Raw genomic sequence first — 15,108 nt, 5'->3', positions numbered from 1 at the left:
CCAGGGCTGACGGCAAGGCGGTTCAGGCGGGTTTCAGCCCGTCAAATGCCTGACGAATTTCGGCTTCCGGTAACGCCACGCCGATAAACACCAGCTGGCTGACCGGCGTTTCTTCCGGTTCCCACGGGCGATCCCAGTCGGCACTGTACAGCCGCTGAACGCCCTGAAACAGCAGGCGGCACGGCTGATCTTCAATCCACAACATACCTTTGTAGCGCAGAAGGCTGTCCGCAAAACCGGAAAGCAAACCTTCCATCACGCCGGAGACCGCCTGCAACGCCACCGGATAATCCAGTTCCACCACAATGGAGGAAATCGTGTTTTCCTGCTGCGCCACAATGCGGCGGAAAACCGGCTTTGAAACCACCACGTTTTCTTCCAGCATAAAACCACGCGTGTCGAACAACAGCGCCAGATCGATATCGCCGTTCACCACCGGATACACCGGCGCGCGGGCATTAATACGCTGCAAACGCGCAATCAGCTCGCCGCTCTCACCGGCCACATCGGTTTTCGTCAGTAAAATCCGGTCAGCATAACCAATCTGCGACTGCGCCAGCGGGAACTGATCCAGCTGTTGTTGCGCGTGCACCGCGTCCACCAGCGTGATCACGCCGTCGAGCAGATAGCGTTCACAGATAATTTCATGGGCGAAAAACGCCTGCAAAATCGGCCCCGGATCCGCCATGCCGGTGCATTCAATCACCAGCCGGTCAAACTGCACGTCGCCTTTATCCAGACCGTCGAGCAAATCCAACAACGCGTCTTCCAGTTCGTTCGAACGGCTGCAACAGATGCATCCGTTGGTCAGCGTGGTAATCCGCGTCGCGCGATCGCCAATCAGCTGACTGTCGATCGCCACTTCGCCAAACTCATTTTCAATGACCGCAATTTTGTAATCGTGCTGCTGATGCAGCATCTGGCGCAGCAGGGTGGTTTTGCCTGCGCCGAGAAAACCGGTTAAAACCGTGACCGCAATGGGTGTCATGACGTCATTCCTGTTAACAACAGCGCATCCCGCCTTTGCCGTCGCCGCCGTAGCGGGCCTGCTGGCGTTCGCGGAAAAATTCTTTGTAAGTCATCATCGGTTTGTCCGGATGATTGGTCTGCATGTGCAGCACGTAGGTATCGTAATCGGGGATCCCCACCAGCATGCGCGCCGCCTGACCGAGGTACTTCTTCGCCGCGCCTAAATTATCGAACACAAGCCGCTCCTTTAAGGGTATTGGCCGCCATGCGATAGGCGGGAAAGCCCCGCGGGTGCGGGGCCGTAACACAACATTATCAGTGGCTGGAGAGTTTGATACCTTCCTCCGGCACCGGCACATACGGCGTCTCTTTATCGGTACGCTGGTCGGTTTTACGCGCCTGGAACCACGCCTTGAAGCCGTAGAAAATTATACTGTACACCACAATCAGGAACAGAATACTCAGCCCTGCGTTGGTGTAGTTGTTGATCACAATATGGTTCATGTTGCTGATTTGCTGTTCCGTCAGGTCCGCGCCGCCAGCGGCGATGCGGGCTTTATACTGGCTGGCCATGAAGAAGAAGCCTTCCATCTGCGGATTGGTGCTGAACAGTTTCAGGCCCAGCGCCCAGGTGGTGCAGATCAGCAGCCAGACCGCAGGCAACACGGTGACCCAGATGTATTTTGTGCGTTTCATTTTGATCAGCACGACGGTTGCCAGCACCAGCGCGACGGCGGCCAGCATCTGGTTGGAGATCCCGAACAACGGCCAAAGGCTTTTCACGCCGCCCAGCGGATCGACCACGCCCTGATACAACAGATACCCCCACAGGCCCACGCAACCGGCAGTACCCACAATCCCGGCCACCAGTGAATCGGTTTTCTTCAGGAACGGAATAAAGTTGCCGAGCAAATCCTGCAACATAAAGCGTCCGGAACGCGTCCCGGCGTCCAGCGCGGTCAGGATAAACAGCGCTTCGAACAGGATCCCGAAGTGATACCAGAAGCCCATATCGGCAAACGGCACAATCTTGTTGAAGACGTGCGCGATACCCACCGCCAGCGTCGGTGCACCACCCGCGCGGTTCAGCACGGAAGGTTCGCCGATGTCTTTCGCGGTTTGCAGAATTTGTTCGGGGGTGATCACAAAGCCCCATGAACTCACCGTGGCCGCCGCGTGCGCCGTCACGTCTTTCAGTTGTGCCAGGATCATCGGCGCATTATCGCCGCCCAGCTCATGCAGGTTTGGCATCACAATGCCCAGACCGGCTGGCGGGGTGTTCATCGCAAAATACAAACCCGGTTCGATGATGGAAGCTGCAACCAGCGCCATTACGGCCACGAAGGATTCCATCAGCATTGCGCCATAACCGATAAAGCGCGCGTCAGTCTCACAGGCCAGCAGTTTAGGTGTGGTGCCGGAAGCAATCAGCGCATGGAAACCGGACACCGCGCCACAGGCAATGGTGATAAACAGGAACGGGAAAAGTGCGCCTTTCCACAGCGGACCGGTGCCGTCAATGTACTGCGTAATCGCAGGCATTTTCAGTTCCGGATTCAGGATCACAATCCCGATCGCCAGCCCGACAATCACGCCGATTTTCAGGAACGTCGCCAGATAATCGCGCGGCGCCAGAATCAGCCAGACCGGCAGCAGCGCAGAAATAAACGCATAGCCAATCAGGGTAAAGGTGATGGTGGTGTCTTTAAACGTCAGCGCCGGGCCCCAGTACGGGTCATGGGCAATCACGCCGCCAAACCAGATGGAGGCAATCAGCAAAATCACGCCAATCACTGAGATTTCACCCACTCGACCTGGCCGGATAAAGCGCATGTAAATGCCCATAAACAGCGCGATAGGCACCGTTGAACAGACCGTAAACACGCCCCACGGGCTTTCTGCCAGCGCTTTCACCACAATCAGCGCCAGCACCGCCAGAATGATAATCATGATCAGGAAACAGCCGAACAGGGCGATGGTGCCCGGCACCGGCCCCATTTCCTCTTTGATCATCTCACCGAGCGACGCCCCGTTACGGCGCGAGGAAATAAACAGCACCATGAAATCCTGTACCGCACCGGCCAGCACCACACCCGCCAGCAGCCACAGCACGCCGGGCAGATAGCCCATTTGCGCCGCCAGCACCGGCCCGACCAGCGGGCCTGCGCCCGCAATGGCCGCAAAGTGGTGACCGAACAGCACGTTGCGGTGCGTCGGTACATAGTTCAGCCCGTCGTTATTAAGTACCGCGGGCGTTGAACGCGTCGGGTCGAGCTTCATCACTTTTTGCGCGATGTAGAGGCTGTAATACCGGTAGGCCACCAGATAGACCGAAACCGATGCCACCACAATCCACAACGCACTGATATGTTCACCTCGCCGTAAGGCAACCACTGCCAGACAGCAAGCACCGATGATTCCCAGAATCATCCAGGGTATATGCTTGAATATTGATTTTGTATTCATATGAAACCTGGTTGTCAGAATAGCCAACGAATGCCCCTCACCGATTATGAGAGGAGCTTTTTATATGAGAAGGGCACTATTTTTTTGCCAGACACAGGATGGCGAATTTCACCGCAAAACGGGGGAAAGAGTGGTTAAGCGGTTGTATGGGGAGATAAGCGGTTACTGGAGGCGGTAAGCGGTTTTGATGTCGCGCTAACCCACTGAATTTTGTGATTTAGATCTCACTGCAAACCCGCGTCACAGAGGCGTTTTGCCCCTGTGACGGGTTATTTTCAGGCCGGAACGGCTAATTTTCCGAGCAGACGTTCTAAGTGTTCGCGCTGTTGCGCAGGGATTTCACCGCCCGCGGCGTAACCGGCGTTACGCATGATGCTTTCCTGCAATCCGACCAGCCAGTCGTAAATGTAAAACGCGGTCGAATTGGTCGGCGTCGCGGAGAGTCTGGTCAGCCTGCGGGAGGATTTCCAGCTGGCGACGTTTTTCTGCGGCTTGGCGAAAATCTTATTGCCTTTATTGATGCGGCTTTCCGGGCGTTCAGCTTCGCTGAGTTTTTCATAGCCGAGCCACGCGACAAAGTCACCGAGCACGGTCAGCGCGCGGGAAACCTGCCGGTCGGCGTGATGTTCATGTTCACGCGCACCGGCAGGCAAGGTTCCGCCCAGAGATCTCACCAGCGCCTCGCCCATATTGAGCCGGAAACTGGCGGTGATCAGCTCTTCCATCAGCAGTTCCACCGTCGGTTTCGCCACGCCAAGCAGGGCGATCAGCGGTTCGTTTTCCGGCAAACCGCGCAGATGGTTTATCCAGTAACGCTGAACCTGACGCGCAAACGCCGCACCGTCATCCTGTTTTTCCTGCCACGGCTGCACATCCTGTTGCTCGGCAAACAAATCAATGTCAATGCCGATACCAAAGCTTTCGGCAGCAGTCTGATCCTGCGGGTCGGTTCCGGCGTCCTGCCCGGAAATCTCGTGATAAATCCGGTGCAGCTCATCGCGACCGGGCAGCAGTTTTTCCAGCAATTCGCCGTGAACGCCGGTACGCGTCTGCAAGGCTTTAATCACGGTCTGAACGGTATGCTGCTTTTTCGCCGGGTCAGCCACTTCGCCTTTCTGGAACCAGCGGCCCAGCAGGTTATCCGCCAGCTCGCGGTAAAGTTCGTCACGCAGTTCTTCGAGACGGTTCAGCCGGATTTCCGGGCGAATTTCCGCGACCAGATAATCGGCCATACGTTGCAGGCCGCGTTCGTCCATCGCCAGCAATGCGCCCCAGGCATCGCCCGGATTACCGACGTGACGCTGCACGGCCTCATCGAAATGCACCGATTCAGTCATGCGGCGGTCAAACGGCGTCAGCACCCAGACCAGCCCCGGCTTGCGGCGGCCGCGAACCTGCGTGTTTTCGCCCTGCATTTCTTTGACCCAGTATTCCAGCGTACGGCCAACGGCAACCACGTCTTCACGTTTATCCGCGGCGGTACACACCATCAGCATATTCATTTCGTGGCGGTCGGTATAACGCTCGGGCAGATAGGCCATTTTGGCGCGGAACAGGGCATCTTTTTCGTCGTCCGTGCCGTCTTCTGCCAGAGCGCTCTGCGCCGGTAAATCCAGCAGGTCAGTCTGTTCGAACAGCACTTCGCGCGGCGGCGAAAGCAGCGGAATTTGTACTTCGGACGCCAGCAGCGTCAGTTCAGCCAGTGACAACGTCACCTGTGAACCGGTTTCTTCACCAAACTGCGGGCAGACCGGCACCTGAATATCCCAGGTCGGCGACGGGCTGAAGATCCCGTCCGCAGGCTGCATCGCGTCATCCACCAGAATGCTCAGCGGCGCCAGCAGACTTTGCGCATTGCCGAGATGTTGCAGCGTATGGGCGTAATGACGGTAAGCAGCGGTTAATGCAGGCGTATTGCCCCACAGCAAAGAGAACAGGCGTGCGCGATCGTCAACGTTCAGATATGGCGCAAGCTTCACGGCCACCGGCCAGTAATGCGCATTGAGATGACGGAAACGGCGGGCGTCGAGACGGATCATCGAATCCCATAACCCCATCATCTGCTCGCTGGTAAAGCCTTCCACCGGCTCCGGCTGGCGGTGCATCATCAGCTTATTGAGATGCTCGGTGATCTGCTGCGTATCGGGAACGTGATAGCTGGCGTCCGGCTCGAACGCGCGGGCAATGATACGCGCCAGGTCGGCTTCGCTGAGCAGCAACATGCGCACCGGAAAAGCGCGGTCTCTCACATCCACCTGACGCGTAAAGCGGGTCGCCAGACGGGCGGCGCGGTTGCCCGGATTAATCTGCGTCAGATAATCAAGCGTCACGCCGCCGAGGCGGGTTTCAAGACGGCCATAGTTTCCGGCCGCCAGAGAGCAAATCAGATAGGATTTCCCGGCCTGAGAATGCCCGTAGAAACCCAGCGCAGGTGGCAGTTCGCACGCCAGCGCCAGACGCTGTGCTTTGTCGCGGCAACGTTTGAGTTGCAGACGCAAACGGTCAGCTTCCAGATCCAGACGCGGTGCCTGTTCACGGGTGGCGTCTACCCACTCCAGCGCGTCACCCATTGTCGCGGCAGCGGCCGCGAACTGACGCTGTAATTCGTTGGTGGTCAGCGCCGGTGCCGGTGTTGAAACTGTCATACTTGTTGTCATGAGACGAATACGCTCCCACTGTCGATCCAGTAATGGCTTTCGCCCAGTGTGTTCAGCCTGAGCCGCAGATGATGAGACGGCACTTTGGTGCCGTTATCCAGCACCGCGCTGGCGATGTCGAAAAATTCCGGCGTCGGGTGATCTTCGCCTTTTTTAACGGCCAACTTTACGCGCAGCACGCTGTCGCCAGCCACTTTACGCGCCAGCTCCGGCTCCGCAATCGACAAGGTATACAGCGGGGACGCAGGCCAGCGGTCATTTTCGAGCTGACGGAAACCGAGACAAATCGCGCCACGGATACGGAAACTGGCGGCGCTGTCGAGCTTGTAATCATGCGCATCCAGATCGATATCGCTGTAGCAAACATTGTCGTCGGTCAGAACCTGATTACCGTCGAGCATGCCGAGATAACGCACCGTGGAATAGGGCTGGAAATCACCGGCCTTGAAATAGAAACCCGGCAGCCGTAAATCCAGTGCCAGCAGGCACAGCATCGCACCTACCGCCGCCGTCGATTTCGGGTTATCAATGCGCCCCTGCTTGTTAAACGGATACCAGCCGCTGGTGTGATAACCGTCCAGCGAAAGCATGCGGTTAATCGGTAACGGCTGAAGATGACGGAACAGCGCCTGGATACCGGGGAAGCGCGAAGGGCGGCCGGTCAGCAACAGCACGTCGCAATCGTGCAGCGACACCACTTCACAGAGCGAACGCAGATTCTGCGTGATGCTCATGCGGTTGGATAAAAATTCGTTGTGCAGTTTGCTGAGTTTGAGCACCAGCGGAGCCTGCAAAATATCGAAAACGGCGGAACCGGCAGGCAGCACGCGCTGAATTTCGCTGTGCAGATAATCCAGCACTTTTTGCGTCGGATGTTGCCCCAGCAGTTCGCCAAACGGCGCATCGATTTCCGCGTGTGTGTCCAGCGGATCAAAACGTTCGTAAACTTCCAGCACGGCGTGAGCCAGCGGGATGAAAATTTGCAGCGTACTTTGCTGACGCAGCGTCGCGTGCCCGTCCATACGGCCTTCACTGCCAAACAGGCGCGTCATCAGGCTGTCCGGATTCGCCAGCCCGGCTTTCTTCAGCGCGGCATGCAGCGCAGGTAAAATATAAAGCTGGATCACATCGAGCAGAATATCGTCGCCCGCCACTTTAAACCCCTCGCGGAACAGCAGGCGCGGGGTGATTTTGACGTTATTTCCCATACCGTCGTCGAGCCAGTATTGGGTAATCGCCAGATCGGTGGTGCCGCCGCCAATATCAATCGACGCGATGCGCAGAGTTTTGCCTACCGGTTCATCGTCGGCCAGTTCCCGGTCCGGACGCGCCATGCTGGCAAAGAATTCGCCGGTATGACCGCCGAAGTTCACCTGCGTTTCGTTGTACAGATACACCATCTGGCCGCAGGTGGCTTCGTCCCATTCCATCTGCACATCGGGCACTGGCATGCGGCTTTTGGCTTTATCGGTCTGGTTTTTAAAACCGTCATCCGACGGATGCCAGCCCATAGATTTCCAGACCAGACCAATCGCTTCCTGCATTCTGCGGCGGAAAATTTCGCGCTCAGGTTTCGGCATCGCCGACGGCAGCGTCAGAATAATATTGCGGATCTGGCGGGGCGCGGACGAGCGCAGCATGCGGATGCGCTGCGCCGGACTGTTGATTTGCATCATCGCCTGCGCCAGCAGTTCGGACAGCATCAGCGTCATCACTGAGCTGCGGCTGTAATGAGCAGAAAACACCGGCAGGCGATCTTCCGGCGGCAGGTCAGACAGCGGCTGACCTTCGTCATTGATCAGAAACGTCAGCGGCATTGCCGCCGCCACCGGCTCCTGCACTGCGCCGTGGGCACCCTGGCTGAAACGCCAGCCCGGCGTGTAACTGTCTTCATCCCACAAATAACGTCGCGGGCTGGAAATTCCGGTCGATCCTTCCGTGCCTTCACGCAGCAGCGCCAGACGGCTGGCTTCACGCCCGGCACGCAGAATTGACGGCCAGATAAAGGCATCGTCACGGCCGCTTTCAACGGAAAAGTTCGGTTTACCAAAGCGCGCCTGAGCAAATTCCACACGGCTTTCAAACAGCTCGTTATAGAGAAAATGCGGCTGTGAGAGGTCACGCAGTTGCAGTTCGCTGGTCTGTTTCAGGCCGTCGGTTTCGCCAACATGGTCTTCTACCAGAATGCCGCAGGTGTGCGAGTTACCGACGTCGAGGATAAGATCTACGTTGATCGCCGGTTCCTGAAGCGTCGCGCCGTTGATCTTCAGTTCCGGAATACTCAGCTGGCTGCCGAGCATTTCCAGCAGGTTCAGATAGTGAGCCTGATATTCAAATTCACGCAGCGCCACTTTGATATTGCGCGCCTCACGGTCTTCGCGCAGTGCCGCCTGCTCGGTAAAGACTTCACGCAGCCAGCCGTCTACCCAGGTCTGGTCGAGAAACTCGGGCAACTCTTCGTTGTGCCACGCCAGCGCAAAGTTAATGCCGTTTTTCACGTCGTCCGGCGTCGGAGCCAGCAGCGCCTGTTCTTCATCGCCTTCGGTCACGCGGGTATCAAACGCCACCACCACGCGGTGCGTACTGCCATCGGCTTCCGGCGTATCGAGCGCGCGGATTTGCACACGCGCCCAGTTATCCGGGCCCGCCATAAAGGTGCGCGGAGGATTAAAACGCAGGAACGGCAACGGCAGCCAGACCTGATCGAGCAATTTGAGCGACTGTTCCAGCGGGAAACTGAATTCAGGCCGCACCACTTCCGGTGCGCCGCCGTCCACGCCGGGTAAAAAATGGCGGCCATTTTGCGGGTTGAAATCCAGACGCAGCAGCGGGCCGTTGGCGCTTTTGCGCACGAACTTGGCGGGCAGTGCATCATCCCAAACCGGTTTGAGCGCGAAATCGAGAAACTGAATACCGCTGTCCTGGATCAGGGTGACGGCCTGCTTAAAAATGGTCTGTTTAAAATCTGTAATGGTTGCCAGCATGCTGTTATTTACCTTCGCGCTTCATGGTAATTGGGTAAACCGTGTCACCGTTGTAACGCCCCTGACACACCGCTGCGCCCGTCGCGCCCTGAGTACAGCTGATTTCCGGCATCTGATAACGGGAACCGTCGCTGCATTTCGCCCTGTAGCGGCTGTTGATCACCAGCTTGCCCGACTGCATCAGGCCCGCACCCGTTTCAGCGTGACAGGTCACGCCCGCGCCGTAGGTGATTTTCACCGTTCCCTGACCTTGTTTAATCTGATAACGCAATACCGGCGGTTTGCCGGTTACCGGATCTTTAATATCGACGATGGCCGTCCAGTTACCGTTGAGGAATTTGGTTGAACCGATTTTTACGGCGTCCGCTGGCAGCACCAGCGAATTTTTGCTGACCGGAACCGGTGCAGGCGCTGGCTCAGCAACAACCGGGTTCTTCTCAGCTTCTGCCACCGGTTCAGGCGCAGGAACAACCACAGCAGCCGGAGCCACCGGCAGTGCGGCCGGAGCCGGTTTCGCAACCTCCGGTTCCGGGGCTTTCACTTCCGTTGCGACCGGTGCTGGCGCAATCGCGACCGGTTCAGCCGCCGGTTTTGGTGCTTCGGTTTTGGCGGTTTCAGCTTTCGGTTCAGGCGTTCGCGTATACAACCAGGCGGCAGCAGAACCGGCGAAGACCAGTGCCGCGACCGGTAATGCCCAGATCAGCGGTGATTTTTTACGGCGCGGGGCGGCGACCGGTTCAGGCGTTGCGTTTTCCTGTTCGGCGGCGCGGGCTTCAATAGTTTTGATCACGCGCGGTGCCGGAGGCAGTTCGATGACCGGTTCCTGCACGCGCGGTTTTTCGGCGGCGAGCGACAGCGTCGGCAGCGGTTCTTCGGCTTTCAGCGTATTACGCAAAGCGGCAAACGGGTCGGCGTTATGGGTGTTATCCAGACTGACAAAGCCCCAGAACGTCAGTACCGGCTGGCCGCCCACCAGATAAACGTGGTTCTGATCCGGGAAACGAAACGCCTTTTCCAGCAGGGAGCCGAAAAACTGATTCGCGGATTTTTCAGAGGCTTTCGCCGTTTTGCTGATTTGCGCTACGGCATCCAGACAATTTTCGAGCTGGCGCAGCGCGGAGGCGCGGGCCGCATCGGTGGTCGCTGCCCAAGACACGACTTTGCCTTCGCGCGGGGAATACCAGTCAAGCCGGTCACCGGCTTCATTGAGTTGCGGTATAGCCAGACAATCGGCAATTGCAGGTTGTTTACGCAGACGTAAGGTTTCCCGTAATTGCAGGGCTGACGCGTAAACCGGTTGCCCGTTTTCGCCCAGCGCAAGGATGTCGTTGAGACTGCCACTGCGTAAAAATGATTTTGCCACGCCTGAAAAGCCTTTATTGGTTTTGCGCTGCGGAAGAAAGCAGGCAGAAAAGGTTCATGATGCTGACACTCTAGGGGATTTAAGCGAAATCAAACGGGGGAATAAGCAACAAAAAGGGTGGCTGTTTATGGCGTGGGCATAAGAAGGGAATAACGGCGGGACAAACGCCCGCCATCAAAATCAGGCCTGCAAACCCAGTTGTTCGAGAACGACCGCCAGACGCTGACGCTCATCGCCGCCCAGAGACTGAAGCGGTAACGGCAGGCAGGGCGCGGAAACCATACCCAGTAATTCGGCGGCGGCGGCCACGACGCGGACGCTTCCGTGTTTTCTGAATAACACCCATAACGGCTCAAGCTGCGCCGATAACGCCTGTGCGCTCTCCGCATTCCCACTTTTCGCCGCGCGGGCAATGGCGACCGGAATTTCCGGGAATAAACCGCCAATCACGGAATACCAGACGTCGCCGCCCTGCGTCAGCACGGTTGCTGCCGCCAGATCACCCGCTGCACCCAGTGCGATATGAGCAGGGAGTAAGGCGCGCAATGCATCCAGACGCTGGCGGGTTGCGACCGGATCCGGCGAAAGGTTAGGGATTTTGATGCTGGCAACGTGCGGCAGTTGCGCCACGCGGACATACAGTTCATCGGAAAATTCAAAATGCGTGGTGCCCGGATTATCATAAACGCACATTGGCACCGACAGGTTACGGGACACCGTTTCATACAGCGTAAACACTTCATCTTCGGTGAGTTTCTGGTAAGACACCGGCGCCAGTAATACCGACTTCACGCCCGCCTGCTGGGCATCTTCAGCCAGACGTAACACATCTGACGTCCGCACAGAACCGATACTGACCATCACCGGCACATCACCTGCATTTTCAACCGCCAGACGTGCAACGCGGGCGCGCTCTTCGCGGGTCAGATAGGCGTAACTGCCCGTCGAACCCAGCGCACCAATGGAATCCACGCCAGCACTGACCAGCCGGTCAATCAGCCGGACAAAAGATTTCTCGTCAATGCCGTTTTCCGTGAGCGGCGTAAGAGGAAAAGCGCTTAATCCTGTGAACATCGGTCTCTCCGAAAGAAGTTAAATAGCCCGGTTAATCATAGCGTCATCATTCATTTTTTGCCGGACACCGCGACACCGGCGTCGGGTTTAAGCCGCAGTATATCCAGCCAGCCAATGAGTGTCAGGATCGCAATCACCACGAACGCGACTTTAAAACTCAGGCCGGGAATTGAATCCCAGTGCATCGCGGCGATCAGCTGTTCGCCGAGCCGCGTACCAAGCGCGCCGACAGTAATGCCCAGCCCGACGGAAAGCTGCAAAACCGTGCTGAACAGCGTATTGGCATCGGCCATTTGTCTGGCCGGAACATCGGAAAACGCCAGCGTGCTGATGCCGGTAAACTGCATCGAACGGCTGAGGCCACCGAGAAACAGCAACAACATCACCAGCCAGTCGGGGGTGCCCGGCGTCAGGAACGCACAAAACAGCAGCGAGAAAACGCTCAGTAATCCGTTCACCACCAGCACCGGCCGGAATCCAAACCGGCGGATCAGCGGCGTTGTTGCCGGTTTCATCGCCAGATTCCCGGCAAAAACCGCCAGAACCAGCAGCCCGGCATGGAAAGGATCCATCCCGAAACCCACCTGCAACATCAGCGGCAGCAGGAAAGGCACGGCGCTGATGGTCACACGAAACAGCGAACCGCCGCCCATGCTGATGCGAAACGTCGGGATCGCCAGCGACCCCAGATGCACCATCGGCGCGGGGTCATGTCGCAGATGCCGTAACGCCAGCACCGACAGCACAACGCCCACCACCAGCAGCGCAATGGCGGTGATCCATAAAATGTGGTCCTGACTGATCAGCTCCAGCCCCGTCACCAGCGAAAGCATCGCCATGCCGGTCAGCAGAAAGCCCGGTTTATCGAAGTGCTTCGGCTGGTCAGGTTTTTCCTGCGGGAAAAGCCGCCACGCGAGCATCATCGCAATAATGCCCAGCGGAACGTTGATGTAGAAAATCCAGTGCCAGGAAGCATAGTGAGTGATAAAACCGCCGAGCGGCGGCCCGAGAATTGGCGCGACCAGCGCAGGCCAGGTGAGGGTGGCGATGGCTTTAATCAGCTGCGGTTTCGGCGTGGTTTTCAGCACCGTCAGACGCCCGACCGGCACCATCAGCGCGCCGCCAATCCCCTGAATAATACGCAGAATGATAAATTCACTGACGCTGGTCGCCAGCGCGCAAAACAGGGAAGCCAGCGTGAACACGCCCAGTGCAAAGGTGAACACATTACGCGCCCCGAAACGCTCCGCCGCCCAGCCGCTGGCCGGGATCAGCACCGCCAGCGTCAGCATATACGCGCTCATCCCTGCATTCAGATCTACCGCCGAAACGCCGAACGACAGGGCCATTTGTGGCAGCGCGGTGGCAATCACCGTGCCGTCGATAAACTCCATGAAGAAAGCGGCTGCAACCAATAAAGCAATAACGGAAATTCCCGAGTTAACCGCGGAATCTCCCTGCGGATGTTCTGATGCATCCGATTTACTCTGGCTCATTTATTCTGTCCCGGACACCACAAAGGCGCTGCAAGGCGCAGCGAAAGATAGATGATAAGTATTAAACCTATCACACACCTTTGCGCGGGTTATAGATCTGCGGAGGATCAAAAAGAGCGGTTTTAAACAGGAAGTGCGGCAAAGAAAGCCTGGTCCGTAAGTTTGCAGGCGGAGTGGGAGAGGTCTTGCTGTAAGCAAAGTTCGACATCAGCGGCAAATCCTCGTCGCTGAAGTTCAAGCGCAGAACCGCATTGCCGCAACTCCTGCCGGTCCATCGTCTCATAGACGGCGCAGGCAGCGCGCGCTTCTAAGGATAAACGCCGGTGTTTCAGGCGTGAAATTAAACCACCCGCCGCCGCCAGATCTTCAATCGCCGGGCGAAGGCTGTTGTCAGGCCACTTTTCTCCGGCGGGAACCACCAGAATTCGGGAATACTTTTCGCAGGCGCGGGCTGTTGCTGACAGATTGCGAAAACAGGCCGTATAAATATCCGCCCCCGATTTTATCGCGCTGAACGTCAGCGAAGAACCGTTAGGTGATGGCAGCACCAGCCGGGTACCGGCGGGCATTTCCTGCAAAGAGCAGGGGGAAAGCGTGAAACCCGGCCCCTCAAAACGGCGGTCAAACTGCGCGCACTGCGCATTTTTCTCAGCCGCATAATCCTGAGCACGAGCATCTTTCCACGGATACGGGAAAATAATACCACCGCGCTCCGTAGCAATACTTACGCAGGTCGAAAACGACATCACGTCGATAATAACGACGCAATCCGCCTCAGCCGCCTGAACACCCCATTCCAGCCGGATGTCATAATGGGTTTGTGAGAAATCGTTCATGGGGTGGCCTGTAAGGTAAATTTAACGTGAGAGGTAAAGGTTATTCCGAACAGGGCTGATAATAAAAATCTGAAGCAGTTGTTACAGAACCATCAGGCTGGCCGCACCCATATTTATTTCCTCCTGGTGGGTTATTTCGTCACGATGGTCGTTAACATGATTGTGGAAATAATAAACTTTACTGCCGATGCCCATGCCATACCTTCTGACAAGCGACTTTCTTCGCTATAGATTTCCTACAGCTGGTCTATAGCAACTGGGCACTCGGGATACCTTCAGTATATCTAAGCTCAGTGAACTTACCGAGTGAGCCAAAAACCAACAATAAGCAGTTGCTAATTTACACCTTAAATAAACTATTAATATCATCACCAACCAGAATCCTCACCTTCGTCATCGATAATAAGTATCTGAGTTTGTTTTCTAAACCAGGTGAAAAGAAAAGTCAAATCGGTCTCAATGCTTAATGGATGCGCACTTATTTCAACAAATAAATCCTTTTCTCGTAAAAAAATCCTGACATCATATAACCAATCTTTTGGCTGCCTTTTTATTTCATAACCAGCCAAATGATATTCGATACAATCGTTTGTAACAAATGTTTTTAAGGATACAATTTTCTCCTCTATCAGACTTCTATTTTCTACATACCAGGCATTATCAGAAAAATTTAATTTAAATTCAGCAGACATAACTAACCTTCATAATCCATTATCTTAATAGCTCGAATAGTTGAATTTCTTAGGCTGGGCAATTTCCTAACCTGACCAACCTATGATTTCAACCTATTGACATTATAACATTACCAACCAGATTGTTCTCCATCCTCATCAAGGATTTGTATCTTTGTTTCCTTTCGAATTCTTTCATTATGAATGAAAGGCCTGTGCATTAAGGGGCGATATGTGCCCCCTTTAAATTACTCACCTATCAATATAGACATAAATAACCTCTTGAGTTTGGGCATCAATGTCAACATTTACCCCATCAAATGTACGTGGTGATGCATCCATCCAATTGTCTTTGGTCACCTCTTTAGCATAAAAGCTTATTGTATAAAATTCTTTTCCGTTTCTCTTATGCACAATATCTTCAAATAAAACATTGTAATTTTCTATGTCGCACATTCCTGATAAAACGAAATCACTTCCTTTAGCAGCATGAATTGCCTTGAACAGATATGGCGTGAACCTTTTATCAAGTTTAATTAAATTTAACATTATTCATCAACCTCAACTCTTCAGATAACAACAATTCATTAAC

Annotated in this window: 11 protein-coding genes; all 11 read right to left on the bottom strand. The window is 55.6% G+C overall.

Annotated elements, in window-relative coordinates; genetic code table 11:
* Nucleotides 1-22: 22 nt before the first annotated feature.
* Nucleotides 23-988, bottom strand: coding sequence for a GTPase (gene yjiA / locus KWG64_RS09100; RefSeq protein ID WP_218521690.1), 966 nt, complete (start codon nucleotides 986-988; stop codon nucleotides 23-25).
* A gap of 13 nt (nucleotides 989-1,001) precedes the next feature.
* Nucleotides 1,002-1,205 carry a YbdD/YjiX family protein gene (locus KWG64_RS09095; protein ID WP_104924916.1) on the bottom strand — a complete coding sequence of 68 codons (204 nt, stop codon included), beginning with the start codon at nucleotides 1,203-1,205 and terminating at the stop codon, nucleotides 1,002-1,004.
* A gap of 79 nt (nucleotides 1,206-1,284) precedes the next feature.
* On the bottom strand, nucleotides 1,285-3,435 hold the full coding sequence (locus KWG64_RS09090) for a carbon starvation CstA family protein (protein ID WP_218521689.1): 2,151 nt from the start codon (nucleotides 3,433-3,435) through the stop codon (nucleotides 1,285-1,287).
* Nucleotides 3,436-3,710: 275 nt separating this feature from the next.
* The gene (locus KWG64_RS09085) at nucleotides 3,711-6,092 is read right to left on the bottom strand and encodes a virulence factor SrfC family protein (protein ID WP_218521688.1); all 2,382 of its coding nucleotides are present in this window, start codon (nucleotides 6,090-6,092) and stop codon (nucleotides 3,711-3,713) included.
* Nucleotides 6,089-9,076, bottom strand: coding sequence for a virulence factor SrfB (locus tag KWG64_RS09080; protein ID WP_218521687.1), 2,988 nt, complete (start codon nucleotides 9,074-9,076; stop codon nucleotides 6,089-6,091). The genes KWG64_RS09085 and KWG64_RS09080 overlap by 4 nt, the downstream gene beginning before the upstream one ends.
* Nucleotides 9,077-9,080: 4 nt before the next feature.
* The gene (locus KWG64_RS09075) at nucleotides 9,081-10,439 is read right to left on the bottom strand and encodes an SrfA family protein (RefSeq protein ID WP_218521686.1); all 1,359 of its coding nucleotides are present in this window, start codon (nucleotides 10,437-10,439) and stop codon (nucleotides 9,081-9,083) included.
* Between the two features lie 180 nt (nucleotides 10,440-10,619).
* Nucleotides 10,620-11,513 carry a dihydrodipicolinate synthase family protein gene (locus KWG64_RS09070; protein WP_218521685.1) on the bottom strand — a complete coding sequence of 298 codons (894 nt, stop codon included), beginning with the start codon at nucleotides 11,511-11,513 and terminating at the stop codon, nucleotides 10,620-10,622.
* A 50-nt stretch (nucleotides 11,514-11,563) separates the two neighbouring features.
* The gene (locus KWG64_RS09065; protein WP_218521684.1) at nucleotides 11,564-13,009 is read right to left on the bottom strand and encodes a DHA2 family efflux MFS transporter permease subunit; all 1,446 of its coding nucleotides are present in this window, start codon (nucleotides 13,007-13,009) and stop codon (nucleotides 11,564-11,566) included.
* 122 nt (nucleotides 13,010-13,131) lie between these two features.
* Nucleotides 13,132-13,845 carry a 2-phosphosulfolactate phosphatase gene (locus KWG64_RS09060; protein WP_218521683.1) on the bottom strand — a complete coding sequence of 238 codons (714 nt, stop codon included), beginning with the start codon at nucleotides 13,843-13,845 and terminating at the stop codon, nucleotides 13,132-13,134.
* Between the two features lie 368 nt (nucleotides 13,846-14,213).
* A complete protein-coding gene (locus KWG64_RS09055; protein ID WP_218521682.1) occupies nucleotides 14,214-14,537 on the bottom strand; it encodes a hypothetical protein in 324 nt (107 codons plus the stop codon).
* Nucleotides 14,538-14,768: 231 nt separating this feature from the next.
* Nucleotides 14,769-15,065: a hypothetical protein gene (locus KWG64_RS09050; protein ID WP_218521681.1), complete on the bottom strand. Its 297-nt coding sequence runs from the start codon at nucleotides 15,063-15,065 to the stop codon at nucleotides 14,769-14,771.
* Between the last annotated feature and the right edge of the window lie 43 nt (nucleotides 15,066-15,108).

Origin of the sequence: Rahnella sp. PD12R (assembly GCF_019200965.1) — a bacterium.
GTDB lineage: Bacteria > Pseudomonadota > Gammaproteobacteria > Enterobacterales > Enterobacteriaceae > Rahnella > Rahnella laticis.
The sequence above is the reverse complement of the archived record's forward strand: the minus strand, read 5'-3'. Positions and strand labels throughout refer to the sequence as shown.